25 protein-coding genes are annotated in these 23,266 nt (G+C 61.2%); 16 read left to right on the top strand and 9 right to left on the bottom strand.

The genetic code is table 11. The annotated features are described in order from the left end of the window. The coding region (locus tag NW806_RS05065; protein WP_414410260.1) for a CTP synthase at nucleotides 1-1,142 on the bottom strand (1,142 nt) is incomplete at its 3' end. A 50-nt stretch (nucleotides 1,143-1,192) separates the two neighbouring features. Continuing rightward, nucleotides 1,193-1,693, bottom strand: a complete 501-nt coding sequence (locus tag NW806_RS05070) for a hypothetical protein (RefSeq protein ID WP_414410261.1) — start codon at nucleotides 1,691-1,693, stop codon at nucleotides 1,193-1,195. Between the two features lie 198 nt (nucleotides 1,694-1,891). Between NW806_RS05070 and NW806_RS05075 the strand changes: the two genes are divergently transcribed. Both NW806_RS05075 and NW806_RS05080 read left to right on the top strand, forming a co-directional pair. Continuing rightward, nucleotides 1,892-2,899, top strand: a complete 1,008-nt coding sequence (locus tag NW806_RS05075; RefSeq protein WP_414410262.1) for an aldo/keto reductase — start codon at nucleotides 1,892-1,894, stop codon at nucleotides 2,897-2,899. Nucleotides 2,900-2,931: 32 nt separating this feature from the next. Next, nucleotides 2,932-3,681 (top strand): HAD family hydrolase, encoded by a 750-nt coding sequence (locus NW806_RS05080; RefSeq protein ID WP_414410263.1) that lies wholly within the window; start codon nucleotides 2,932-2,934, stop codon nucleotides 3,679-3,681. Nucleotides 3,682-3,689: 8 nt separating this feature from the next. Here the strand turns inward: NW806_RS05080 and queA are convergent, their stop codons facing one another. Then, a complete protein-coding gene (queA, locus tag NW806_RS05085; protein WP_414410264.1) occupies nucleotides 3,690-4,877 on the bottom strand; it encodes a tRNA preQ1(34) S-adenosylmethionine ribosyltransferase-isomerase QueA in 1,188 nt (395 codons plus the stop codon). Between the two features lie 78 nt (nucleotides 4,878-4,955). Between queA and NW806_RS05090 the strand changes: the two genes are divergently transcribed. Continuing rightward, nucleotides 4,956-5,633: a Mo-dependent nitrogenase C-terminal domain-containing protein gene (locus NW806_RS05090; RefSeq protein ID WP_414410265.1), complete on the top strand. Its 678-nt coding sequence runs from the start codon at nucleotides 4,956-4,958 to the stop codon at nucleotides 5,631-5,633. Nucleotides 5,634-5,686: 53 nt separating this feature from the next. On the opposite strand, the gene NW806_RS05095 is transcribed toward NW806_RS05090, so the two are convergent. Beyond that, the gene (locus tag NW806_RS05095) at nucleotides 5,687-7,105 is read right to left on the bottom strand and encodes a folate/biopterin family MFS transporter (RefSeq protein ID WP_414410266.1); all 1,419 of its coding nucleotides are present in this window, start codon (nucleotides 7,103-7,105) and stop codon (nucleotides 5,687-5,689) included. 228 nt (nucleotides 7,106-7,333) lie between these two features. Here NW806_RS05095 and rph point away from each other — a divergent pair, with 228 nt between their 5' ends. From rph to NW806_RS05130, 7 genes are all read left to right on the top strand, one after another. After that, nucleotides 7,334-8,062 carry a ribonuclease PH gene (gene rph / locus NW806_RS05100; protein ID WP_414410267.1) on the top strand — a complete coding sequence of 243 codons (729 nt, stop codon included), beginning with the start codon at nucleotides 7,334-7,336 and terminating at the stop codon, nucleotides 8,060-8,062. 199 nt (nucleotides 8,063-8,261) lie between these two features. Beyond that, the gene (locus NW806_RS05105) at nucleotides 8,262-8,981 is read left to right on the top strand and encodes a hypothetical protein (protein WP_414410268.1); all 720 of its coding nucleotides are present in this window, start codon (nucleotides 8,262-8,264) and stop codon (nucleotides 8,979-8,981) included. 178 nt (nucleotides 8,982-9,159) lie between these two features. After that, nucleotides 9,160-9,591: a response regulator gene (locus NW806_RS05110; RefSeq protein WP_414410269.1), complete on the top strand. Its 432-nt coding sequence runs from the start codon at nucleotides 9,160-9,162 to the stop codon at nucleotides 9,589-9,591. Nucleotides 9,592-9,615: 24 nt separating this feature from the next. Then, nucleotides 9,616-10,254 carry a riboflavin synthase gene (locus NW806_RS05115; protein WP_414410270.1) on the top strand — a complete coding sequence of 213 codons (639 nt, stop codon included), beginning with the start codon at nucleotides 9,616-9,618 and terminating at the stop codon, nucleotides 10,252-10,254. Nucleotides 10,255-10,293: 39 nt separating this feature from the next. After that, entirely contained in the window at nucleotides 10,294-10,863 is a 570-nt protein-coding gene (locus NW806_RS05120; RefSeq protein WP_414410271.1) for a shikimate kinase, read from the top strand. A 54-nt stretch (nucleotides 10,864-10,917) separates the two neighbouring features. Beyond that, nucleotides 10,918-12,447: a glycogen synthase GlgA gene (gene glgA, locus NW806_RS05125; protein ID WP_414410272.1), complete on the top strand. Its 1,530-nt coding sequence runs from the start codon at nucleotides 10,918-10,920 to the stop codon at nucleotides 12,445-12,447. Nucleotides 12,448-12,491: 44 nt separating this feature from the next. Continuing rightward, the gene (locus NW806_RS05130) at nucleotides 12,492-13,091 is read left to right on the top strand and encodes a hypothetical protein (RefSeq protein ID WP_414410273.1); all 600 of its coding nucleotides are present in this window, start codon (nucleotides 12,492-12,494) and stop codon (nucleotides 13,089-13,091) included. Here the strand turns inward: NW806_RS05130 and rsmD are convergent. The 4 genes from rsmD to NW806_RS05150 all read right to left on the bottom strand — a co-directional run bounded on the left by rsmD (nucleotide 13,088) and on the right by NW806_RS05150 (nucleotide 16,387). Beyond that, nucleotides 13,088-13,639, bottom strand: coding sequence for a 16S rRNA (guanine(966)-N(2))-methyltransferase RsmD (gene rsmD / locus NW806_RS05135; RefSeq protein ID WP_414410274.1), 552 nt, complete (start codon nucleotides 13,637-13,639; stop codon nucleotides 13,088-13,090). The genes NW806_RS05130 and rsmD overlap by 4 nt on opposite strands. 4 nt (nucleotides 13,640-13,643) lie before the next feature. Beyond that, on the bottom strand, nucleotides 13,644-14,534 hold the full coding sequence (locus NW806_RS05140) for a Sll0314/Alr1548 family TPR repeat-containing protein (RefSeq protein ID WP_414410275.1): 891 nt from the start codon (nucleotides 14,532-14,534) through the stop codon (nucleotides 13,644-13,646). A 36-nt stretch (nucleotides 14,535-14,570) separates the two neighbouring features. After that, the gene (locus NW806_RS05145; RefSeq protein WP_414410276.1) at nucleotides 14,571-15,269 is read right to left on the bottom strand and encodes a HEAT repeat domain-containing protein; all 699 of its coding nucleotides are present in this window, start codon (nucleotides 15,267-15,269) and stop codon (nucleotides 14,571-14,573) included. A 338-nt stretch (nucleotides 15,270-15,607) separates the two neighbouring features. Continuing rightward, the gene (locus NW806_RS05150) at nucleotides 15,608-16,387 is read right to left on the bottom strand and encodes an RNA methyltransferase (protein WP_414394135.1); all 780 of its coding nucleotides are present in this window, start codon (nucleotides 16,385-16,387) and stop codon (nucleotides 15,608-15,610) included. A gap of 53 nt (nucleotides 16,388-16,440) precedes the next feature. On the opposite strand from NW806_RS05150, the gene NW806_RS05155 reads away from it, so the two are divergent. From NW806_RS05155 to NW806_RS05180, 6 genes are all read left to right on the top strand, one after another. Further along, complete coding sequence (locus tag NW806_RS05155) at nucleotides 16,441-16,998, top strand: hypothetical protein (RefSeq protein ID WP_414410277.1); 558 nt, start codon at nucleotides 16,441-16,443, stop codon at nucleotides 16,996-16,998. Further along, nucleotides 16,995-17,900 carry a UDP-3-O-acyl-N-acetylglucosamine deacetylase gene (gene lpxC / locus NW806_RS05160; RefSeq protein WP_414394139.1) on the top strand — a complete coding sequence of 302 codons (906 nt, stop codon included), beginning with the start codon at nucleotides 16,995-16,997 and terminating at the stop codon, nucleotides 17,898-17,900. The genes NW806_RS05155 and lpxC overlap by 4 nt, the downstream gene beginning before the upstream one ends. Nucleotides 17,901-17,983: 83 nt before the next feature. Continuing rightward, on the top strand, nucleotides 17,984-18,484 hold the full coding sequence (gene fabZ, locus NW806_RS05165) for a 3-hydroxyacyl-ACP dehydratase FabZ (RefSeq protein ID WP_414394140.1): 501 nt from the start codon (nucleotides 17,984-17,986) through the stop codon (nucleotides 18,482-18,484). 70 nt (nucleotides 18,485-18,554) lie between these two features. Further along, nucleotides 18,555-20,150, top strand: a complete 1,596-nt coding sequence (locus NW806_RS05170; protein ID WP_414410278.1) for a CocE/NonD family hydrolase — start codon at nucleotides 18,555-18,557, stop codon at nucleotides 20,148-20,150. Nucleotides 20,151-20,223: 73 nt separating this feature from the next. Next, the gene (locus NW806_RS05175) at nucleotides 20,224-20,484 is read left to right on the top strand and encodes a DUF6761 family protein (RefSeq protein WP_414404856.1); all 261 of its coding nucleotides are present in this window, start codon (nucleotides 20,224-20,226) and stop codon (nucleotides 20,482-20,484) included. 30 nt (nucleotides 20,485-20,514) lie between these two features. Next, nucleotides 20,515-22,311, top strand: coding sequence for a hypothetical protein (locus NW806_RS05180; protein ID WP_414410279.1), 1,797 nt, complete (start codon nucleotides 20,515-20,517; stop codon nucleotides 22,309-22,311). A gap of 54 nt (nucleotides 22,312-22,365) precedes the next feature. Here NW806_RS05180 and sufR read toward each other — a convergent pair whose 3' ends face one another. Further along, entirely contained in the window at nucleotides 22,366-23,091 is a 726-nt protein-coding gene (gene sufR, locus NW806_RS05185) for an iron-sulfur cluster biosynthesis transcriptional regulator SufR (RefSeq protein ID WP_414410280.1), read from the bottom strand. Nucleotides 23,092-23,266 lie beyond the last annotated feature (175 nt).

Raw genomic sequence — 23,266 nt, forward strand, 5'->3', positions numbered from 1 at the left:
CACAGCCCCAGAAAGGGAATGCCCCGCTCCCGCACGTGGCGGATGGTGGCCACCTTGCCCTCGATGCCCCGGTTGCCAAACCCCCCTGGCACCACTACGCCATCTACCCCCCCTAGCAGAGTTTCTGGTCCCCGCTCCTCGACTTCCTCAGAAGAGATCCAGCGCAAGGTAACGCCAGCATTGAGGGCCAGCCCGGCATGGCGCAGGGCTTCCGCCACCGAGAGGTAGGCGTCTGTCAAGCGCACGTATTTGCCGACAATGGCAATCTCCACCTGCTCTTGCGGGTGGTGCAGCCGCTGTACTAGGAGCTCCCACTCGCGCAGATCCGGCTGCTGCGGATCCAGGTTGAGAATCTCCAAAACTCGCTGGGCCAGGCCCTCCTGCTCCAGGATCAGGGGCACGTCGTAGATGCTGGGGGCATCCTGGGCCTGGATGACACATTCCACCGGCACGTCACAGAACTCGGAGATCTTCTCCTTGATGGCGCGCGGCAGAGGCTGTTCACAGCGGCACACCAGCACGTCCGGCTGAATGCCAATCGAGCGCAGCTCCTTGACCGAGTGCTGGGTAGGCTTAGTTTTCATCTCCCCCGAGGCCTTGATTAGAGGCACCAGGGTGACATGCACATAGGCCACGTTGGCGCGGCCCACGTCCTTGCGGAACTGGCGGATGGCTTCCAAGAAGGGCAAAGACTCGATATCCCCCACCGTGCCCCCCACTTCTACCAGCACCACGTCGGGGTTGGTCTCACGGGCCACCCGCCGGATCCGCTCCTTGATCTCTTGGGTTACGTGGGGGATTACCTGCACCGTGCTGCCCTGGTAGTCGCCCCGCCGCTCCTTGGAGATCACCGCCTGGTAGATGGCGCCAGTGGTGACGTTGTTGAGCTTGGACATGTTGGTGTCGGTGAAGCGCTCATAGTGGCCCAAGTCCAAGTCCGTCTCGGCACCATCGTCGGTGACAAACACCTCCCCGTGCTGGTAGGGGCTCATCGTGCCGGGATCCACGTTGATGTAGGGATCCAGCTTCAAAATCGACACGGTGTAGTTGCGGGACTTGAGCAGACGGCCCAGGCTAGCCGCTACAATGCCCTTGCCGATGCTGGAGACGACTCCGCCAGTGATGAAGACAAACTTGGCCATACCCCCGACCCTTGCCCTTTCTTGATTATGCCAGGGATCCCAGGGCTCCCTCAGTGCCGGGAGCGGATAGGGCCATTGTAGAGGATGGTGGTCTGAAAGGTGCGCCGATCCACCCGCACCTGGGTTTCAATGCTGGGTTGGACGAAGCCGGGCTTGCCGCCGCGGAAGGTGAAGACCCAGGCGTCTTCAAACTCTTCAAACGGCGCGTCGATGGCTGCCCCGTGCATGGAAGCCTCGGCACGGTAGCGCTGCAAGCCCCCGTTGGCGATCTCGGCCGCTTGGCGAGCCAGGTTCTTAGCCCGGTTGAGATCGCGGAAGTAGCGGCTAAGTTCCTCAAAAGTTCCCGTCGGCAGCGGCCTTGGCCGGGGGGATGGAGACCTCGCAGGCCGGGGATCCGGCACGATCGGCAAGGTGGGAATATCTTGGCTGGGGGGCAGTGGAGTTTCTGGGAAAAGCGGGGTGACCCCCTGCGCCTGAACGGGCAGCAAGGATCCCCAGAACAAAATGCCGCCCAGGGAGCCGGACAGGCAGAGAGGGAAAATGGACTTCATGGAGCCATTCCTCAAAAGTTTTGGGGTGTGAATTTTTCAATCCTCACTCTACTAGGCCGCTAGTCGGGAAAGCAGAGGCAAAAGCCCGCCCTCTTTTTCCACCAGCAGCTAGGCGCGTGGGTTGTCTGCGCAAGGGGCTTTGTCCTCCCCCGGCGCCTGTTAGCATCCTGAAACGGGATCCTGTTTGCAGACGTTGCCATGGAGTTTGTTACGCTTGCCGAGACGAGGCTAAAACTTAGCCGCGTGGGGCTGGGCACCTGGAGCATGACCGGGGATTGGTGGGGGCCAGCGGATCCCCAGGAGGCCTATGCCACCCTCCGCAAGGCTATTGACCTGGGCATTACGCTCTTTGACACGGCTCCGGCCTATGGCCGCGGCCTTTCGGAGGAGCTATTGGGACGGGCTATCCGGGATGCCGGCTGTCGGGATCGCGTAGTCATTGCCACCAAGGCCGGCCTACAGTGGACTAACGGCAAGGTGGTGCGCAACTGCAGCCTCAGTTGGCTGGCTCAGGATCTGGAAAACTCCCTCCGCCGCCTGCAGACGGATGTGATCGACATCTACCAGGTGCATTGGCCGGATCCCTTGGAGCCTCTGGAGGAGACAGCTGCCTTTTTCGGCCGCCTACTCCAGGAAGGAAAGATCCGCGCCATTGGGGTGAGCAACTTTTCTCCGGAGCAGATGGAGCGCTTCCGCCAGGTGGCTCCCCTGCACACGGCCCAGCCGCCCTATAACCTGTTTGAGCGCCAGATCGAAGCGGATGTCCTGCCCTACTGCCAGGCCAACGGCATTGCCACGCTAATCTACAGTCCCCTCTGCCGGGGGCTGTTGGGGGGAAGGCTGACTCCGCAAACCAAGTTTCCGCCTGGAGATCTGCGCAGCGGCATCGATCCCAAGTTTGGAGAGCCTCGCTACTCCCAGTACCTGCAAGCGGCAGAAGAGCTGAGCCGACTGGCGCGGGAGCGCTACGGCAAAACGCTGCCCCAGTTGGCGGTGCGCTGGCTCTTGGATCAGCCGGGGGTGAGTGCAATCCTATGGGGAGCGCGCAAGCGCCAGCAGCTGGATGACCTAGCCGGAGTTTGGGGCTGGTCGCTGGAGGCGGAGGCAATGCAGACCATCGACGAGATCCTGCAAAGGCACGTCCCCGAACCCCTTCCCCCCAGCTTTATGGCTCCTCCTACCCGCCCAGGGATCCCAGCTTCCTAGAATTGTCCGGAGAATCTGAAATAGGACCTCGCATGACGCTGCAAGGGGTAATCCTAACCTGGAGCGGCGTGGTGGCTGACGACGAGGAGCTGCACCTCTACGCCATCAACCAAGTGTTGCTGGAGGAGAACCTGCGCCCCTGGGATCTGGGATCCCCGGCGCAAAAAGAGCTCTATCGGCTACACCATCTGGGCCAACCGGATCGGGAGAGTCTGCTCGCCCTCTGGCAAGCCCAGGGACGGGTGCTCAGCCCCAGGCAGCAAGAAGGACTTTTGCAGCGTAAGGCCCTTTACTACCGGCAGGCGTTGCAGGAGCAAAAGGGATCTCTTCTGGTTCCCGGCTTGGCGGAGGCCTTGGAGAAGCTGGAGCAGCTACGGCTCAAGGTGGGCCTCTTGAGTGGTCACGCCGCTATCGAGGTGGAGGCTTTTTTGGAGCGCTTCCCCTGTCCAGCCCTGGCGCGGCTGACTCATGACTTCCGCTACCGCGTAACCGGCGAGGCAGGGGATCCTCAGTTGCACCGTCTGCTCCTAGAGCGGATGGGGCTCTCCCCTCAGGAGTGCCTGAGTTTTGAAGCCACCTACGCCGGCATTCAAGCGGCTCGCTCGCAAGGGATCCCGGTGTTGGCTTTGGCCACTTTCTTTCCTCTGCACATGCTGCAGCGGCGGGCCGATTGGGCAGTGGATGGCTACCCCCACGTGGAATGGGAGCGCCTCCAAACTTGGTTTGCCACTGGCCAAGACCGTCCTGCTGACCTTCCTACCAAGCCCTTGGCAAAAGGGTAAGAATCCCCCTAGGGCAGGATCAGCATGCCGTCCCCAAAAGAGTAGAACCGATAGCCCTGCTCGATGGCCTCCTGGTAGAGATCCAACAAGCGCTGTCGCCCGATCAAGGCTGCCACCAGCATCATCAGGCTGGAGCGGGGCAGATGAAAGTTGGTGATCAGCCCCTGCACCACCCGCCAGGAATAGCCGGGGTAGATGAAGAGGTCGCTTTTTCCCTGCCAGGGTTGTAGGGCGCCGGAGAGAGCTGCCGTTTCTAGGGCCCGCACCACCGTTGTTCCCACCGCAATCACCCGCCTCCCCTGGGCTTGGGTTTTGCAAATAGTGGCCACCGTTTCTGCCGGCACCTTGAGCCACTCGCTGTGCAAGCGGTGGTCGGTTACTCGCTCTGCCTCTACCGGGCGGAAGGTACCCAGCCCAATGTTCAAGGTGATGTAGGCAGTTTGGACCCCCTTCTGGGCCAACCGCTCCAAAAGCTGAGGGGTAAAATGCAGGCCTGCGGTGGGGGCAGCCACCGAGCCCGGGTGTCTGGCCCAGACGGTTTGATAGTCTTCAGGTCGGACTCCCGCACTTGTCGGGTCAAGGGCACGGGCAGCTTCCAGATAGGGAGGAAGCGGGATCCGCCCCACCCGCTCCAGGATCTGCTCAAAGGCATCCGCCCCTTCCCATGCAAACTGCACCACCCGCCCGCCGGTCTCTGCGTCCACCGCCAGCACTGTGGCCGTCAGCTCAGCCAGCAAGCCCTGGTGATCCCAAAACCGGATTTGATCCCCCACCTTGACCCGTTTGCCCGGCCTGACCAAGACCCGCCAGATCTGCTGCTGAGGGGAGGTGTTGCCTGGGATCCCGGGCTGCTCTGGCTCGAGCAGCAAAACCTCTACCCGCGCCCCAAAAGCGTCCTTTCCCGGCAAGATCTTGGCTCCCCACAGCCGGGCCGGGATGACCTTGGTGTCGTTGAGAACCAGCAGATCCCCGCTCTGCAGGTAGTCGGGGAGGTCGCAGAAGCGGCGGTGCTCGTGCCTATCGGGGTACACCACCAGCATTCGCGCCTGATCCCGTGGCTCCACCGGCCTCTGCGCGATCCGCTCAGGAGGTAGGAAGTAGTCGTAGGCAGCAGTTAGGAGATCCGGGTTGGGCTCTTCAGCGCTCCCTGGGCTGGGTTCAACCTGGGCAGCTAGGGGTGGAAGAGGCTCCGTCATGAACAAAAAGAGGTTGCACAGACTTCAACCTCCAGCCTAGATCTTTAAAATGGCGGTGGCTTCTTGTGGAGCTCTGCCATGTCTAGCGATTCCACGCCTACTTCTGCTAGGGAGTGCTCACCCCAGCAGGCGGAACTATGGCTACGAGGGCTGCTTGGCATTGCCTGGGCTGATGGAGAATACAGCCCCGAAGAGCAACGACTCATCGAAGATCTCATCCGCTCCGACTGGCCCGAAGAAGAGGGGAAAGATCTCGCTCCCCTCTCCCCCGAAGAGCTGGCGGCCCAGTTGCAGCCGGAGTTGCGGGAAGATTTCCTGCGCACGGCGGTGATGACAGCCGTTGCCGATGGGGTATATTCCGAGCCGGAAGATCGCTTGTTGCACCAGTTGGCCACTGCCTTTGGGCTGGAGCTTCCCCAGCTCCATCTGCTCAAGGCTACGCTGGTCGACAAGAGGGCCACCTCGCCATCGCCGGCAGAAGCCCAGCCTGAAAGCAGCTATACCGACCTTTTGGCTCCCTTGCGCAAGTGGCTGGACGGCATCCAAGTCCGCGACGTGAGGGTAGCCCGCTTCTTATGCCGTATGATCCCTGCCCACTGCCCCTTTGAGCGGGATGTGGTGTTGTTTGGCCGCAAGGTGCTGCACATTCCCCCCATGTGCAAGCTTAACCCCCTCTACGACCAGGTGGTGGCCTTGCGCTGCCGCGCCCTCTCCTTCCTGGCAGAAGCTGGGGAAGACATTAGCCAATACACTTGATAGCCTGCGCTCAAGCAGGAGGAAGCCAACGCTATCTACTGGCCGCCAGCCCCTTAGGAGTAGGTTATGTCCGTCTCTCCCAAAGGGATTGCCTCTCTCCTAGCGGCTGCTTCTGCTCCCTGCAAGAAGGACTGCAGCGAAGCCTGAGCTTCCGCCTCCAACTCTGCTGGGCTGGGAGTTATCCTCTCGGCGGGCAGCCAACCCAACAAGGGCAAGGGCAAGAGGGTGGAGAGGTTGGTGATCACCAAAAGCAGCCCCAGGTGGCTGAAATTGCTTTCGGTTACCCCTAGAGCGTGCATGAGCAGGGATCCCAGCTCCTGCGAGAGAAACCCCGCCAAATTAAAGGCCGACATGAGCAGGGCAAAAAAGGTGGCCTCGATCCCTGGCGGGCAAAGGCGGGCGGCCAGAACCAGCACCGGCATAAAGGCAATTTGCCCCGCTACTGTCAGCACCAGGCTATCCCCGAGGCTAAACCAGTGGTCGTCGAGGCCCCAAGCGCGGTTGAGGTGATAGACCAAGATCAGGCTGGTCAGGCCTAGCCCTGCGGAAATGACCGTCATCCAGCCAAAGAGGGGGCGCAGGGGGATGTGCCGCAGATACACCTGAAAGATTCCCACCCCTACCAAGCTGGCAACGCTAGTCACTAGCCGCACCTGGCCCAAAAACTCCGGACCAAAGCCGAGATCGTTGGTAACAAAGTAAAACAGCGCTACGTCGGCACTGGGAGTTGCCTGCCAGACAAACACAAACAGCAGCGGCAGGAAAACGCTGGGCTGCCGCAGGGCTTGCCACACCCGAGCTACCTGTTGCTGCAGGGGATCCCAGCCCAAGGCGCTAGCCACGGGCTGATCCTCAATGACCCAAGCAGCCAGGGCAATCAGCATGGGCAGCAGGGCTGTTAGCCCAAACACCACCTGGGGAGGATAGTGAGCCAAGAGCGCCCCCCCGGCATAGGCCGTGAGCAGGGATCCCAGAGCTGTGGCCCCCCAAGTTAAAGACTGCAGCGTGCCCGTTCCCGCCCAGTCACTGCCCTGCACCCGCTCCACCACCAGCGAATCGACAATGACATCCCCCACGGCTACCGCCAGGGATGCCAAAACCATCCAAAGCAGGGCCAGCTCAGCCGTCGGCGCCGCCAGAGCCATCCCCAGCCAGGCCCCACATCCCAACAGCCCTGCCAGCAGGAGGTAAGGACGGCGCCGGTAGCCTGCTAGCGGCAGCGTATCCGATAGGAGTCCATAAAGAGGCTTGACAGTCCAGGGGATTACAGCCAGGCCCATCAACGCCGCTGCCTGTGTTGGGCCGAGGCCCAGGTTATCCTTCAAGTAAAAGCTGGTGGCTAGCCGTGCCAGCCCCACTGCCCCCTGCACAAAATACACCAGCAGGATCCCAAACAGTTCCGGCGTCCAGCGGATTTCCTGGAGGGGGTCAAGCGCCGACTGACGTAAACGCTGCAGGAAGAGGAGGATCATGACGTCTGTGTCTTCTTGCTGGCTGGGTCCTGCCCTGCAGGACACCTTTTGTTCCAGAACTTGCTGCAACAGTAGGAAAAGTTGGCTAAGAACTTCTTTACACTGTAACCTGCCTATTGGCCTACAACAGCAGCTCTCCCGCTGCCTGTCTTCCAAGGCGCTGGCAGCCCTTTTGGAGAAGCTGCCGTGGGTGAACCTGAACGACAATGCGAGGGATTTGAATCGCCCATGAGCTGGCAACGCCCTGATGGCCGCACACCTACCCAATTGCGCCCGGTTTCCTTCCAGCGCCACTTCACCCGCTACGCCCACGGCTCGGTGTTGGTTAAGCTTGGCGATACCCATGTTCTCTGCACCGCCACCGTGGCCGAAGAAGTCCCCCCTTTTTTACAAAACACCGGCCAAGGCTGGCTGACCGCAGAGTACCGCATGCTGCCCACCGCCACCCAACAGCGCCAGCCGCGGGAGACGCTCAAGGTCTCCGGCCGCACCGCTGAGATCCAGCGGCTAATTGGGCGCAGTCTGCGCGCAGCTTTGGATCTCCGGAAGCTGGGATCCCGCACCATCACCATCGATGCCGATGTGTTGCAAGCCGATGGCAGCACCCGCACCGCCGCAATTACCGGTGGATACGTGGCCCTGCACGATGCCATCACCTGGCTCTACAAGCAGGGACTGCTGGATCCGGCGCAGGGATCCCCTTTGCAACAGCAAGTGGCAGCCCTTTCGGTGGGAATTGTGCAAGGCGAGGTGCTGCTGGATCTCTGCTACGAGGAGGACAGCCAAGCCGAAGTGGACCTGAACGTGGTCATGAACGAGCAGGGAGCCTTAATTGAAATCCAGGGTACCGCCGAATCCGGATGCTTTGACCGCTCGCAACTGTTGCAAATGCTAGACCTGGCCCAGGCCGGCATCCAGAAATTGCTCCAGGCCCAGCGGGAGGCTCTAGACTTGTAGCCAAGGCAAGCCTAGCCCGGGCCCCGAAAGGGGGAACTGCTGTCCCGGCAGGGGGAGGGTGTGGCCAGGTTAATGGTTTGATGAAGGGGAGATAATGGGATAAAGCAGCCGCAAACTAAGGCTCTCTCTTCAACTGAGGTGAGTAGCTGATGTAGTCGCTGCTTAGGTAGCCTGGAGAGGCTAGGCCGGAGGGTTTCCCATGTCCCATTTTCTCTTTGCAGCGGCGGAACTGGCGCCTCTGCTCCGGCAGCAAGGTCGGCGGTTTACCACTGGCTATCTCCACCTTCACCTTAGGGGCGAGGATCCCGCCGAGGGCACAGAGCCTTGGGTCCTGACCTACTACCACGGCCGGCTGCTTTTTTCCGCCGATCAGCCCCTCAATGCCCCGATCCTGCTGCGACGGCTATCGCGCTTTATCCCCCGCCTCAACCTGGACTGGCCCCAGCGGGTTATCCGTGTGCTGCAGCAGCGGCTGCTCCCAGACAACTCCCTGGCGGAGTTGCTGGAGATGATGACCGAGCTGGGCTTGATAAAGCCAGGCGAGCTGGAAGACGCCCTCTGGCTGAACCTGCTTACCGATTTTGACCGCTACCTGTTCGATCGGGGGGGCACTTGCTACTTCGAGGTGCAGGAACGGGTTGCCCAGGAGGCCCCTATTGGTGGGTTTGAGCTGGAGCCCCTGCTGCAAGAAGCGGCCCGCCGCCACGATCGCTGGGCGGAACTCAAGGTGGCCATCCCCACCCTGCTGGCGGTGCCGGTGGTCAACTGGGATCGGGTCAACCGCTATCGCCTCAGCGACGAACAGCGCCAGAAGCTCCACGCCCTCACCAAAGATGGCCAGTCGCTGGAGGCCATTGCCCAAAAGCTCTGTCGGGAAATGTGCTCCGCACCGCTCACGCGATCGGCTGGAGGTAGCTAGCCTCTTTGCCGCTTGGGCCAAAAAAGGTCTGGTGAGCCTGCAAACGCCTCCAGACTTGCTGCAACCCCAGCGCCGCACTTCCATAACCCTCTTGGCCGTAGACGACAGCGTCGTGATGCAGGAGATCCTGCGGCAGTACCTATCCCAGTAATGTGCTCCGCACCGCTAACGCGAACGCGTGATTACAACGGGCAACCCCGCCGAGGTGCTCCCCCTCCTGTTCCAGCACCGGCCTCACCTGCTATTGATGGACAATGTGCTCCGCACCGCTAACGCGATCGCCATGCCCGGGAATGTGCTCCGCACCGCTAACGCGAACGACGGCATAGAGCTCTGCCGCATCGTGCGCAGCCTGGAAGCGTTCAAGTCTCTCCCTATCCTGATGGTTACCTCTCGGGACAGCTTGCTGGATCGCATCCGCGGCAAGTGGTCGGGCGCAACCGGCTACCTGACCAAGCCTTTTAGCGAAAGCCAGCTCACTGCCGAGGTGGAGCGGCTCCTGGCCCAGGCCCAAGATCCCAACTCCCGCTCTCTCCGAGGAGCCCAAACCAACTCGCCCAGCTTATGGCTGGGATCCCTTTCCCCCTTTGGGGATCAGGCCAAGGCTTAGCAAGCAGGCCAAGGAAGCCGAAGCATGTTTACGGGTCTAGTGCGCAGTTTGGGTACAGCTCAGTTGATCTCCTCTTCGCAGGTACGGGTTACCTGCCCAAAGCTGCAGCCGCAGTTAGCCTGTGGGGATAGCGTGGCGGTGGATGGCCTCTGCCTGACAGTGGTGGAGATCCTGCCCGATGGCTTTTTGGCAGATGTCTCGCCGGAAACCCTGCGCCGCTCGACCTGGGGCTGCGGATCCCCAGGGCCACGCCCAGTCAACCTGGAACCGGCGCTGCGGCTGGGGGACAAGTTAGGGGGGCATTTCGTCAGCGGCCATATCGACGGGGTGGGGCACCTCTGCGAACAAGCAGCCACCGGCAACGCCTGGGAGCTGAGCTTCGAGGTGCCGGCGGCCATCGGCCGCTACATCGTGCCCAAGGGCAGTGTGGCGGTGAACGGCGTCAGCCTGACCATTGCCGAGATCCGCCAAGGGGGATGTTGGTTTAAGGTGGCGGTGATCCCGCACACCTACCGCCAGACCAACCTTTCCCTGCTGCAAGTAGGGGATCCGGTAAACGTGGAGGCAGATCTCCTGGGCAAATATGTGGAAAAATTCTTGGGCCTGGCCCCGCCGGAGAGCAGCCTCTCCCTGGAGTTTCTAGCCGAGCACGGCTACGTTTAATCCCAGCCGTTCGCGTAGCGGGACGGAGTCCTTGCCCCCATGATCCCTCCCCAAGAAGCCGAACGCCTGCGCGGCGTCACTGTCTATTTGATTGGCATGATGGGCAGCGGCAAGTCCACCCTGGGAGCTGAGCTGGCAGCCCAGTTGCGCCGTCCCTTCTTTGATACCGATGCTCTGGTGGAGCAGGTAGCCGGCTGTTCGATTGCCCAGATCTTTGCCGAGCAGGGAGAAGCCCACTTCCGGGAGCTGGAGACCCAGGTGTTGGCGCAACTGAGCGGCTACACTCGCCTGGTTATTGCCACCGGCGGCGGCATTGTGCTGCGGCCCAAAAATTGGAGTTACCTGCACCACGGCCTCACCGTCTGGCTGGATGTGGCCCCTGAGCTCATTTGGCAGCGGCTGAGCCGGGATCCTGGCCAACGCCCCCTCCTGCAAACTCCCGATCCCCAAGCTGCTCTGCAGAGGCTCATGCGGGAACGAGAACCCTTCTACGCCCAGGCCGATGTGCGGGTGCCCATCCACTCAGAAACCAGCCTGTCCCAGCTGGTTCAACAGGTCTGGCAGGCCATTTGCGCCCGCCTGCGAGAGCAGCCGCCCTGCAACCCGTAGCAAAACCCCCAAAAATAGGAGGGGAGGGTCTGGTATTGCAGCAGGGAGGGCAGTGTGGTACAGGCCAGGATTTTGTTTGCAGCGGCGGAAGCAGCGCCCTTGGCAAAGGTAGGGGGGATGGGGGATGTGGTGGGATCCCTGCCCGTCGTTTTGCGCCAGCTGGGGCAGGACGTGCGCATCATCATGCCCCTGTACGGATTTTTGTGGGACCAATTTGGCCCAGAGCCGGGGCAATACCCCCGCTCCAAAGACCCCATTTGGTCGAAGCAGGTCATGGGCCAGGTGGCCGATATCTACGAAAGCGTTTTACCCGGCACCGATGTCCCCCTTTACCTGGTCAGCCACTACTGCTTTGCCCCCCACCGCATCTACTACGGCGAGGACGAGTTTTGGCGCTTTACGTTTTTTGCCAATGCTGTGGCCGAATTTGCCTGGACCTATTACCCCTGGAGGCCCAACATCATCCACTGCCACGATTGGCACACCGGCATGATCCCGGCCTGGATGCACCAGGCTCCCGATATCGGCACCGTCTTTACCATTCACAACCTGGCCTATCAGGGACCGTGGCGCTGGCAACTGGAACGCATGACCTGGCTGCCCTGGTATTTTTCCGCCCACAACACTATGGCCGCCGGGATCCTCTACGCCGACCAGGTAACCACCGTTTCGCCCACCTACGCCCTGGAGATCCGCACCAGTCTCTATGGAGAAGGCCTCCAGGATCTGCTGGCTTGGAAAGGAGAACGCCTGTGGGGGATCTTAAACGGGATCGACACCGAGAAGTTCGATCCCCGCACGGATCCCCATCTAGCCGCCAACTTCAGCATCGACGATCTCAGCGGTCGAGCGGTGAACAAGGCCGTGCTGCAGACCCGCCTGGGTTTGACCGTCAACCCCGACGTCTTTCTCATGGGCATGGTGACCCGTTTGGTGGAACAAAAGGGGATTGACTTGGTCATTCAAACCGTGGAGCGCTTTCTGGCCTACAGTGACTCGCAATTTGTCTTGCTGGGCAGCGGCGAAGCCCACTACGAAGAGCGGCTCCGGGAAATGGCCCAGCGGCACCCAGGCCGAATGTCCTATCAGCAGGGCTATCAGCCGCAACTGGCCCAGTTAATCTATGGGGGGGCAGATGTTTTCTTAATGCCCAGCCGCTTTGAGCCCTGCGGCATTAGCCAGATGATTGCCATGCGCTACGGCTGTGTGCCCATTGTCCGCCGCACGGGGGGGCTGGTGGATACGGTCAGCCACCATATTCCCAGCAAAGGGATCGGCACCGGCTACTGCTTTGACCGCTACGAGGCTCTGGACTTCTACACTTGTCTAGCGCGGGCTTGGGAGGCGTTTCAGCACAAGGAGACTTGGCAAGCGCTGCAAAAGCGAGGCATGGCCAGCGATTTCAGTTGGCACCGCTCGGCTTTGCAGTACCTGCGCCTGTACGAGCGGATTATGAACTTGCCCCTGCTGCCAGAAACAATTCCCTCCCAGGCTCAACCGGCTTCCCCGCCGTCTGAACAGTTGCCTCCTCAGCAACCGCTAGGGGAGGGGATCCCTGAGCTGCAGCAAAGCCCCGCGGAGTGAGGTAGAGTGGAACGGGTTAGCAAGGTTTTGAGGGTTACTTGCCAATGCTCCGACGACCCCCTACTGGTGGTCGAACTGCTGCTCGTGGCCTTGCCTTCCTGCCCCGTTCTTGGGTACAGCTGGCCTTTGGCTTGTTGCTTGGCCTAGTGCTGGGTGTCGGTTCAGGTCTTTGGGCTACGGCTCAAGAAGTGCCCGCCCGCCAGCAGCTTATTCCCAATCCCCAGCAGTTTCGGGCCCTAGAACAACCCAGCAGCGCTCTCAGCGCGTTGCGAGCTGAACAGTTGGCTGCTGAGGCCAACGCTGCCATTCAGGCCCAAAACTACGACCGAGCCATCGAGCTCCTGCAGCAGGTGTTTAACGCCTACAACCAGCGCTCCAACTACCACCAGGATCTCTCCCGCGCTTTTGCCGGGATCCAAAACCGCATCTCCGAAGAGCAGCGGGAGCTGGCCCGCGTTGCCGCCCAGGCTCGGGATCAGGCCGCCTACGACCTGGCCGTGGTTTATCGGGCTGCCGGGCGCCCTGAGGAGGCCGTGGGCTGGTTGATCCAGGTCATCAAAAGCCAAACCCCAACCCGGGAGCTAGGCACCCAGGCCTACCAGCAGCTGCTGGAAATTGGCTTTGTTAGCACTCCTTTTCCCTAGGGCTTTTCTTCCAGATTGCGGTAGAAAGCCAGCGCCGTTTGCCCATAAGCCCGCTGGTCGACGCGCAGCAGGGATCCCACCTGCTCTGGCAGCTTTTGGCCGCTGCGATGCTCGACAATCAAGGTTCCACCTGGCTTGAGCAAGGGCGGGATCAGCGGCAGAAGCGGGGCGTACAGACCGGCGTCATGGGGGGGATCAAAATAGACGTAATCGAAAGGATCCAAACCCAGGCCGCGGCTGAGCAGCTTGCGGGCATCCCCCTGAATCACCTGGAAAGATTGTCCCGGCTGAGCTACCTTTGCCCAGTTGGCCTGGATGAGGCGACAGGCCGGCGCAGCGATCTCAATGCCGGCCACGAAGGCTGCCCCATGGCACAAGGCTTCTGCCCCTACCGTGCCGGCTCCACAGCAGAGATCCAGCCAGCGACAGTCCTTCACCTGCCCCTGCAAAATGTTGAACAGGGCTTGCCTCACCCGCCCAGGGGTGGGCCGAGTTCCCCGGCCAGCAGGGGTTTGCAGCGTCCGTTTGCCACTGATGCGCAGGCCCATCGGTTTAGGGAGAGGGAGTCGGTGTAGGCAACTGGACAGTCAGCCCACTGCGCTGGGCGGCGCGATCCCGCTCCATCTGGATCTGCTCCACCAAGGCTTTCGGCAACTGGCTAGAGGCCTGCAAAGCCTGGTCGAAAAGGGGAACCGCCTCCCGGTCTTGACCCTTGGCAACCAGGATTTGCGCCTTGAGGTAGTAAAGTTCAGGGTTGTTGCAGGAAACAGCAATTGCCCGATCCACCGCCGCCAGCGCTTCGTCATAGCGCTGCATATCCCGGTAGGCCAGCGCTTGGCCGCGGTAGGACAAATACTCAGGCGCTGCTAGGCGAAATTGGTTCAAAGCCTTCTCCCGATAGGTTAGCAGCAGGTCGATATAGCCGTTGAGAAGATTGAGCTCCGGGTCGCTGCTGTCTACTGCCTGGGCGGCGCGAATGGACGCAAACAATTGGTTGAGAGTGGGCAACGCCTTAGGCAAGCCGAGCACTACCCCTTCCCGCACCACAATGTTGGCCGCTTCCAACCCATAGCCCACGCCCTCGTACAGGTTGCCGCGCAAGGGATCCGTCTTCTTCAGCTCGGCGGCCACCTGGCGGGTTTGGGTGGCTAACTGGGCAAAAGCATCCAGATCCCCCTCCTGGTAGGCCAGCGCCGCCAGCAGGGCGTAGACCATCGGCTCTTTGGGAGAAGCTTGTCTAGCCTTCTCTAGCTTCTCCCGGCTCTGCGTGTAGCGGCCTGCGCAGAAGAACTCCTCAAAGGCACTAGCCACCTCTGGCTTGATGGGGCGGGCATTGGCCCCACTGCGGAAGGGATCCTGCGCCCAAACCGGCCCAGCCGCTGCCCATACCCAACACAGGATCCCTACCAGCTTGCTTACTCTGCTAAACCTGCGGCTTTTCATCCCCACGCCCGGATCAACGCCAGTTTGACCTGCTTTTTACCGCAGCAGTTGGGCAATGGAGGCAATGGCTGCCTCCTGGACCAGCTCATCCGTCTCATGGGCCAGGAGCTCGTGCAAAGGCTGAAGGGCGCGCGGATCCCCAATCTGACCAAGGGCACGAGCTGCCGCCTCCCGCACTGCCGGCTCCCTGTCCGCAAGCTTGGTCAGCAAAGCCGGCACCGCCTCAACCGCCCGCATCTGCCCTAGACGGTAGATTGTTTGCACTTGGGCCTCCAGAGGAGTTGCTGCCAAGCTAGGCTCGTATCCAGAACCCTGATCTACCGGGGCAATAGCCGAGAGAGCCTGCAGAGCCTCCAGGGCACGATACCGCTCCACCTCGTTCAGGTGCGGCAGTTGAGCCAACAGGTTGTCAAAAGCCTGCTGCACCGGATCGGCAGCTGACGCCTGCTCAACGATGCGGGCAAGGTTTTGGTTGGCCTGCAGCTGTTGCCAAGACTGGAACAGGGTTAGGCCGGCAACCACCAAGGCAGCATCGGCCAAAATCGCCAGCAGCGCCAGGCCGCCCCAGATTTTGCTGCGACGGCTGAGCTTGCGGATCTGCTTATCTACGTAGACAAAAGCCTGGTGCTGCCGCTCCCAAAAATCGGGGGCTACCTGCAGGGTTTGGGCGCTGAGATCAGGGGACAGAAGGTTTTCCTCACGGGCCACCTCCAAGCTTTGCAGCCTCTGGTTCAACCGAGAAAAGTGCCTTGTCCAGAGCCACGTAAACATTGGATCCCACCCTCTCTCCGATCCTGCCACTAGAAGCACGCCCGCCTGACACGGCAAGCTAGAGACCCTGCTCGCCTCCCGTGTCAGGAAAAGTTTGCCGCCTTCCCTCTGCCGACGGGAGAACCTAAGCGCCAGGATAACAAAAGCTTCTGCCCCTCACCAGCCAGTCTTTGCAAGTTGCAACCCTGGCGGTTCAGGATGCTAGCGAATGGTCTGGGGTTGGGGCTGCGTACGGCTTTGCAACCGGGAGGAGCCGCCAGAGTGTACTGCCTGCCCGCCCCTATGGGATCCAAACCCCCGCATTAATCGTCTTGGGGGAGGTTTCGACGCCAGGCCGTTTGGCTCCATTGCAGTTGTCGCAAGATCCCGCGCAGCAGGGCCACCTCGGACACGGTCAAGCCGGCGCGGTGAAAGAGGGCGCGCAGCTTGAGCATCTTGCGGCGGGCCGTGTGGGGATACAGGTAGCCAATTTGCAATAGCAGCGCCTCCAGCTGGCCGAAAAAGCCCTCCAGCAATTCGAAGGGAGCTGGCTTGGAGAGGCCAGGGCTAGGCGGAAGCGGCGGATCTGGGCAAAGGAGGGTGCGCAGCTCGTAGCAGCAGATGCCCACCGCCTGAGCCAGGTTGAGGGAAGGGTAGGCCGGATCGGTGGGGATCTGGATTTGGCGATGGCAGAGGGCCAGCTCTTCGTTGCTCAAGCCCTGATCTTCAGGGCCAAACACCAAAGCCACAGGACCGGCGGCCAGTAGCTCAGGAAAGGCTTGGCGGGGAGATTGAACTTGCCACTCGGGGGGGTAGGGCTCGCGGCGGCCTGCAGTCCCGAAGACCTGGACACATCCCTGGAGGGCCTCCGCCAGAGTTGGCACTTGCCGGGCTTGGCGGAGCAAGTCGGCGCCATGCACAGCCATGGTAACTGCTTCGGGATCAAGGGGATCGCAGCGGGGATCCACCAAGACCCACTGTCGCAGACCCATGTTTTTCATCACGCGGGCAATGGCGCCCAGGTTGCGCGGCCCCACTGGTCGCACCAGGACAATCCGCACCTGGGCCAATTGCTCCTGAACCCTGGGGGAGGGTGTCTGCATCGCCTGGGGTTACGGATAGAGTAGAGGAACTAGATCCTGCCACAACTAGCCCTATGGGATCTGCTTACCGCTGCTGGCTAGGCCTGCTGTGTTTTGTGCTGCTGGGGTTTTGCTGGGGATCGGCGGGGCTGGCTGCGCCGGAAAGACTGTCCTCCACCTTAGAGCCAGCCCAGGGGGCTTCTCTAGCGGAGGCGCGACAGCGGTTGGAAACCATTGCCGAGGCGATGCGCTCAATTCGCCTTTGCAACCGTCCCAATTGCCGCTACCGCGATATTTCCGTCGAGGTACATCCCATAGCAGGAGCCGAGCCCCCGGAGTACGAGGGCAGGATCGACGCCACTATCGACCGTCCCTCTGGCAGCTTCGACAGGGCCCGCTACCGGCTGCGATTCCAGGGAGGGCGTTGGCAGTTGCTGGGAGGCGAAGAGGTGTCCGATGTCTCCTCCTTCTTCTTCGAGGGAGATAGCTACGAGGTGTTCAGCGCCTACGGCACTCGCAGTCGCAAGGCCAGATTGGCAGACGCCAGCAGCAGCCTGCGCGTGGGCTACCGGGAGCTGTACTACCGGGTTTTCGACCAGGGCCAAGAGCGTCTTGCGGCAGGAGCCCCATGAGAAGTCAACAGCGCACCTTGGCCAGCTCTATTTCCCTAGAAGGCGTCGGCCTACACACCGGCCTGCCGGTCCGCTGCAGTCTCCACCCCGCCCCCGCTGGCAGCGGTCGGGTCTTCGTGCGGGTGGACCAGCCAGGCTCCCCTCCTATCCCTGCCCAGGTGGGATCCCTAGCTCCTGCTGCCCTCTGCACCCGCCTGCAGCAGGGCTCTGCTCAGGTGCAGACGGTGGAACACCTCCTAGCTGCCCTTTACGTTCTGGGCATCGACAACTGCCGCATTGAGGTAGAAGGACCAGAGCTGCCGATCCTCGATGGCTCGGCCCTGCCCTTTGTGGAGGCCATTGTCCAGGCCGGGATCTTGGCCCAGGAGCAACCCGCCCTGGTGGGCGTGGTTCAAGAGCCGGTTACCGTCTGGGCAGGGGAGGCTTTTGTCAGTGCCCTGCCCCACCCCGAGGCCCGCTTTACCTATGGCATCGAGTTTGCCGACTCTCCCATTGGCCAACAGTGGCTAAGCTGGAGGGAAGATAGGCCGGATTTTGTCTGCTCCATCGCAGCGGCGCGTACTTTTTCCCGCCAGCAAGATGCGGAGCTAGCCCGCCAACAGGGGCTAATCCAAGGGGGCAGCCTGGAAAACGCCATTGTCTGTACTGCAACCGCGTGGCTGGGACCCCTGCGCTACCCCGATGAGCCGGTGCGCCATAAGCTGATAGATTTACTAGGAGATCTCAGCCTACTGGGCTGCCGCCTCCAGGGGCACATCGTGGCCTACAAGGCGGGGCATGCTCTGCACCACCGTCTGGCCAAACAGTTGCTAAGGAGCGGATCCCTCCAGATTCAGGCGGAGGCAACACCAGAAAGGGATCCTGGCTGCCACGGCAAGCTGGCCTCTCTCCTGCAGTCTTGACAGGATGCACTGCCCGCTATCGTGGGACTAGGCCATCTCCCCTTTAGGCTTTGAGGTTTGTCTTCCAGCTCTTTGGGTTTGCCATGTCCTCCGACGTCTGTCCTCCTCCCCCTCTCTCGGCTGAAGCAGCGGCTCAGTTGGCAGCTGCTCCCCCCGTTTTCACTACAGACCAAATCCTGGAGATTCTGCCCCACCGCTATCCCTTTTTGCTGGTGGACCGCGTGGTGGAGTATCTCCCAGGGCAACGGGCAGTGGGCCTCAAAAACGTCACCTTCAATGAGCCTTTTTTCCAGGGACATTTTCCCAACCGCCCCATTATGCCCGGTGTCCTCATTGTTGAGGCCATGGCTCAGGTGGGAGGGATCGTCCTGACCAAGCTGCCGGATGCAGCCGGGCGCCTAGCTCTTTTTGCCGGCATCGATGGGGTACGCTTTCGCCGCCCCGTCCTGCCTGGAGATCAACTGCTGCTGTCAGCTGACCTGCTCACCATCCGGCAAAAGCGCATCGGCAAGATGTTCTGCCGGGCTCAGGTGGGGGGGCAATTGGTTACTGAAGGCGAGCTGATGTTTTCCTTGGTGGACTAGTAACCTGTAGGAAAGCCTCACCGCACCCCTCCAAACCATGCTGCCTGTACGTCCCCGGGAAACGGTTTCCATGTTAACCCGCGATGGGATCCAACTGGACGCGGATATCTATCGCCCCGAGGGGGAAGGGAGCTATCCGGTTTTGCTCATGCGGCAGCCCTATGGCCGGGCCATTGCTTCGACGGTAGTGTACGCCCATCCGCGCTGGTACGCAGCCCATGGCTATATTGTGGTCATCCAGGATGTGCGTGGGCGAGGCACTTCCAAAGGCTCCTTCTACCCCTTCCGCCACGAAGTTGAAGATGGGTTCGACGCCGTCAGCTGGGCGGCTGCTTTGCCAGGGAGCAACGGCGCGGTGGGTATGTACGGCTTTTCTTACCAGGGCATGACCCAGCTGTATGCCGCCTCCGCCCGTCCCAGCGCTTTGAAAACCATCTGCCCAGCGATGCTGCCCTACGACCTTTACGCGGATGCCGCCTACCCCGGGGGAGCCTTTGCCTTCTACAACAACCTCAGTTGGGCCCTGCAACTGGAAGCCGAGGGAGCACACCGGCGGGGAGATGCCAGTGCCTATCAGGCCCTCTTCAAGGCGTCGCGCAACCTGCCCCTCCACGACCCTATCCCCCTCAAGCCGGGCGTGCTGCAGCAATATGCGCCCCAGTCCTATTACTTCGACTGGCTGGATCACAGCGAGCCGGACGACTACTGGCGCCAGCTCTCCCCTCGGCTGGAGGCGGTGGATCTGCCAATGCTGCACATTGCCGGCTGGTTTGACAGCTACCTGAGTGGCAGCCTACGCCTCTACAAGGAGATGAGTGCCCGCAGCCAAAACCCCCAATACCTGGTTGTCGGGCCGTGGGCCCACCTCCCTTGGGGGCGCAGGGTGGGAGCGCTGGATTTTGGCCCTGAGGCCGTCAGCCCCATCGATCGGCTGCAGGTGCGCTGGTTTGACCAGTTCCTCAAAGGCAAGGACACAGGGATCCTCCAAGAGCCGCCGGTGCGCCTGTTCGAGATGGGCTCCAACCGCTGGCGCAGCCTTGAGGCCTGGCCCAACCCTGAGCCAAAAGCTCTTTACCTGCACAGCACTGGTCTAGCTGCCCTTTCCGAACTCGAGGGATCCCTCCGCCCGGAGCCCCCGCCGAGGCAGCAGTCGGATACTTTTGTTCACGATCCCTGGCGACCGGTACCCGCCCTGGGGGGTCACCTGGTTTACCCTGCCGGACCCCAAGAGCGCTCCGCCGTCGACTGCCGCGCCGATGTTCTTACCTACACCACTCCCCCTCTAGAAACCGACCTCCTCCTGGCGGGGGACATCACGGCAGAGCTCTACGTCGAGGCGGACAGCCCCAGCTTTGATCTCTGCGCCGTGCTCTCGGTGGTGAGGCCGGATGGCCAGGTGTATAACTTTTCCCAGGGCTACCGCCGTCTGCGGGATCCCCAGCCCAATGTCCCCATTGGGATCCCCTGTCAGCCCACCTGTATCCGCATTCCCCGTGGCCACGCTCTACGCCTTAGCCTAAGCGCAGCCTGTTTCCCTGCCTACCCCGTTAACCCAGGTACAGGCCAGCGGGAGGAGCGGCAAATGGAAGGCCGCATTCTCACCCTGACTCTTCACAGCGGCGGCAACACGCCTTCGCGGCTAATCTTGCCCATTCTTGAGGAATAGTGCGGCTTTGCAATCTCTGCTTAACAAACGAAAATCAAACGCTAGGATGAGACCAGGTGGGCAAAAGAGCGCCATGTTGCAGGACCCAAAGCTAATCCGGCACTATCAAGCTCTAACCGATGCGCTGGTGGACAGTTGGCATCGCGGCTATCAGCGCATTGACGAGCTACGGCTGCTGGTGGACGGCTACCTGCTGGCCTTGCGAACTGGCAAGCAATTAGAGCCCTTTGAGATCTACCGCCTCGAAGATGAGGTCAACCGCTTCCTCTACGATCCCTCCAACTTCAGGGAGCCAGAACCGGAGCGGGAGACGGAGAGAACGCGGGGTTACTAACTTATCGACCAGTGGGCTGAGACCAGTCCTATGGCAGTCTGGGATACCCTGGCCACTTCCCGGCGCCCAGCTCTATTGGGATCTGGCCTCGGCCTAGGAATAGCCCTGACCCTCTGGTACGGGGCGTTTGGCTACCACGTACTGCAAATTGGGATCTGGCTGCTGAGCATTTTGCTGGTGGGGCTGTATGTGGCCCAGTTTCCCCCGGCTCAGCCCCCTTGGGATCCGACGCGGCTGCGCTGGCGCCAGGAGCTGCTGCACCTGGGGCTGTTGGCGTTGGTTTTTGCTCCCCTCTACCTCTACGACCTGGCCAACATCCCTTTTCAAATCAACACCGACGAGATTGTCATCACCTCCATGGCTCGTCGGGCTTCCGGGGTGCGCTACCCCGATCTCTTTGGGTTGATGCCAGAGTACTTCTATTTCCCCCGCTTTATGTTTAGCCTCTTTGGCGGCCTGACGCGGCTGATGGGAGGAGTCACCCTGGTCAATGTGCGCACGGTGCATGCCGCCTTTGGGGTGATTACTATTCTGGTGGCCTACGGGTTTTTTCGGTCGTTCTGGAACTCCCGGCTGGCCTTGGCAGGAGCGGCCCTTCTGGGATCCAACCACGCCTTGTTAGGCATTAGCCGCATGGCCATGCGGGAAAACCTGATTGTGCTGGTGGAGTGTGCAGCTCTGGCCCTGATCTTGAAGGGCGTGCGGGAAAAAAATCCCCTGCTTTTGTATTTGGGGGGAGGGGCAGCAGCTTTCTCCCTCTACGGCTATTTGCCAGGGCGCGTGGTGATCCTGTTGGGACTCCTGTTTGGCGTTCTGTACTTGCTCTTGGGGCGGGAGGATCTGCAGGCCAACCCCGTTTGGACCCTAGCCAAGCTGACAGTGCCGGCAGCGCTGGGATTTTTTCTGGTGGCCGCGCCCATTCTGGTAGCCACCGCCACTGCCCCCCCAGAAAGCGCCGAGTATGCCCGCCAGCAATTTCTCTTTTTCCCCGAGGGGCGGGCGCTGCAGCAAATGTGGGTGAACGCGGCTACGCCGGCAGAGGGGGTGTGGCGCAACATCCGCAATGGCCTGAGCATGTTCAACGACCCCAGCCAGCACGACCGGGGCTATATCTATCCCAACTACGGCCATGCCTTTGTGGATCCCTTGACAGGGATCTTGATTTGGCTAGGGCTGGGATCTGGGCTCTACCGCGTCCTCAGGGGGCGCAGCCAGCCGCACGACTGGCTCTGTATTGGCAGTTTCCTGTTTCTTTACCTGCTCTTTAGCCTGGCTATCACCAAAGCCCCCAACTATACCCGCCTGCTCGTGATCCTGCCCTTTGTAGCCTACCTAACCCTGGAAGGGATCCAGACGCTGGCCGCTCCCCTGGAACGTTGGGGATCCACCGTAACAGCAGTAGCGATGGCGGGCACCATCCTCCTCATTGGAGGCTGGAACTTGGCCATTTGGGGCGACTTTGTCCACAAGGGCTGGACGCAGGGCAACGACGTGGGAGCCACCGGGCGCTACGTGGCCGCTCGACAGAGGGATCCCAACCACCGCTTCTATTTGGCTGCTAGCGCCGCCTACCCCTATTTCAGTTGGGGAGAGCCTGCCTACTGGCAAAGTTGGATTCAATTTTTTGCCAGGCAAGAACAAGAGGTGAAGGTTTTTCCCCCCGAGACGTTGCTTAGCCAAGACCTAGAGCCGCCGTTTACCCTGTTTATGAACGAGGGGGTATGGGAGCAGCAAGGGGCAGCGCTGCGGCGACGCTTTCCCAAGGGTCAGCTGCATCGGATCCCAGCAGAGCGAGGGCTGTGGGCCTTTGAGGTGGCGGATCCTTAAGACTATGGCTGCTCTTGCCTGTCTTCTGAAGGCGTCACCTTCTCGGGGCTGGGCCTAGGAAGGGATCCCTGCGGAGGAGCCTGGCTTGGCAATCCAGTAGCCGCACTGGTGCTCCCCGTTAACTTGCCAGCTGAGGCGCTCCACCCGACAATCGGGCAGAGCGGCGGCAAACATCTCCAGCTCATGGCCGCAGACGCTGGGAAAACGCTGGGCAATCTGGGCAATGGCGCAATGGTGCTCCACCAGGACGTACTGCTCGACATACTGCTCAGAGCCTTCTGCTGGCCTGGGGGCAGCCAGGTGGTTGGGATAGGGGTAGTACTCGGCCATGTAGCCTTCTGCCTGGCGCAACTGTACCAGGCGCTCTAGCCGCTCGGCCAGGGATCCGGATCCCATCTGGGCTTGGTACTCCTGGGCTTTGCGTTGCCACTGCTGCTGGAGCAGGGATCCCATCTGTTCGGCTCCCAAGGTTTCGGCCAGCGTGTTGAGCAGGCCCAGGGCAAACTCGTCGTAGCGGGCAGGGAATTGCGCTTCCCCCTGGGGGCTAAGCTGATAGAAGTGCTGGGGACGGCCAAGGCCGCTGGGTTGAGCGACATGGCGGATCAGTCCCTCCGCCTCCAGATCCTTGAGGTGGCGGCGAATGGCCTGGGGAGAGATGCCCAAGTGCTCCGCTAGGGCTTGGGCAGTAGCCTGTCCTGCCTTGCGCAGGTAGATCGAGATAGCCTGCTTACTGGAAGTAGGCTGGGTAGCCTGGCTGGCGATCCTACGTGCTCGGTTCACTGTTGTCCTCCTGCCTATTTTGACAACGGGATCATTGCTAAAGTAACTTAAGGATTAGTTAAGCAACAGCTATAAGGATTAGTTAAGCAACAACTATATTGTTTTAGTTGGCCGTCTGTTCTTGCGCGCTTCTAATCCCTACTTGAGAGCCACCCATGTCTAAGAGCGTCCGCGC

Origin of the sequence: Synechococcus sp. W65.1, from assembly GCF_047461615.1 — a bacterium.
Lineage (GTDB): Bacteria > Cyanobacteriota > Cyanobacteriia > Thermostichales > Thermostichaceae > Thermostichus.

Coding starts and splice junctions, on each gene's coding strand:
- NW806_RS05070 (WP_414410261.1), bottom strand. CDS start 1,693: ATGAAGTCCATTTTCCCTCTCTGCCTGTCCGGCTCCCTGGGCGGCATT.
- NW806_RS05075 (WP_414410262.1), top strand. CDS start 1,892: ATGGAGTTTGTTACGCTTGCCGAGACGAGGCTAAAACTTAGCCGCGTG.
- NW806_RS05080 (WP_414410263.1), top strand. CDS start 2,932: ATGACGCTGCAAGGGGTAATCCTAACCTGGAGCGGCGTGGTGGCTGAC.
- queA (WP_414410264.1), bottom strand. CDS start 4,877: ATGACGGAGCCTCTTCCACCCCTAGCTGCCCAGGTTGAACCCAGCCCA.
- NW806_RS05090 (WP_414410265.1), top strand. CDS start 4,956: ATGTCTAGCGATTCCACGCCTACTTCTGCTAGGGAGTGCTCACCCCAG.
- NW806_RS05095 (WP_414410266.1), bottom strand. CDS start 7,105: ATGATCCTCCTCTTCCTGCAGCGTTTACGTCAGTCGGCGCTTGACCCC.
- rph (WP_414410267.1), top strand. CDS start 7,334: ATGAGCTGGCAACGCCCTGATGGCCGCACACCTACCCAATTGCGCCCG.
- NW806_RS05105 (WP_414410268.1), top strand. CDS start 8,262: ATGTCCCATTTTCTCTTTGCAGCGGCGGAACTGGCGCCTCTGCTCCGG.
- NW806_RS05115 (WP_414410270.1), top strand. CDS start 9,616: ATGTTTACGGGTCTAGTGCGCAGTTTGGGTACAGCTCAGTTGATCTCC.
- NW806_RS05120 (WP_414410271.1), top strand. CDS start 10,294: ATGATCCCTCCCCAAGAAGCCGAACGCCTGCGCGGCGTCACTGTCTAT.
- NW806_RS05130 (WP_414410273.1), top strand. CDS start 12,492: ATGCTCCGACGACCCCCTACTGGTGGTCGAACTGCTGCTCGTGGCCTT.
- rsmD (WP_414410274.1), bottom strand. CDS start 13,639: ATGGGCCTGCGCATCAGTGGCAAACGGACGCTGCAAACCCCTGCTGGC.
- NW806_RS05140 (WP_414410275.1), bottom strand. CDS start 14,534: ATGAAAAGCCGCAGGTTTAGCAGAGTAAGCAAGCTGGTAGGGATCCTG.
- NW806_RS05150 (WP_414394135.1), bottom strand. CDS start 16,387: ATGCAGACACCCTCCCCCAGGGTTCAGGAGCAATTGGCCCAGGTGCGG.
- NW806_RS05155 (WP_414410277.1), top strand. CDS start 16,441: ATGGGATCTGCTTACCGCTGCTGGCTAGGCCTGCTGTGTTTTGTGCTG.
- lpxC (WP_414394139.1), top strand. CDS start 16,995: ATGAGAAGTCAACAGCGCACCTTGGCCAGCTCTATTTCCCTAGAAGGC.
- fabZ (WP_414394140.1), top strand. CDS start 17,984: ATGTCCTCCGACGTCTGTCCTCCTCCCCCTCTCTCGGCTGAAGCAGCG.
- NW806_RS05170 (WP_414410278.1), top strand. CDS start 18,555: ATGTTAACCCGCGATGGGATCCAACTGGACGCGGATATCTATCGCCCC.
- NW806_RS05175 (WP_414404856.1), top strand. CDS start 20,224: ATGTTGCAGGACCCAAAGCTAATCCGGCACTATCAAGCTCTAACCGAT.
- NW806_RS05180 (WP_414410279.1), top strand. CDS start 20,515: ATGGCAGTCTGGGATACCCTGGCCACTTCCCGGCGCCCAGCTCTATTG.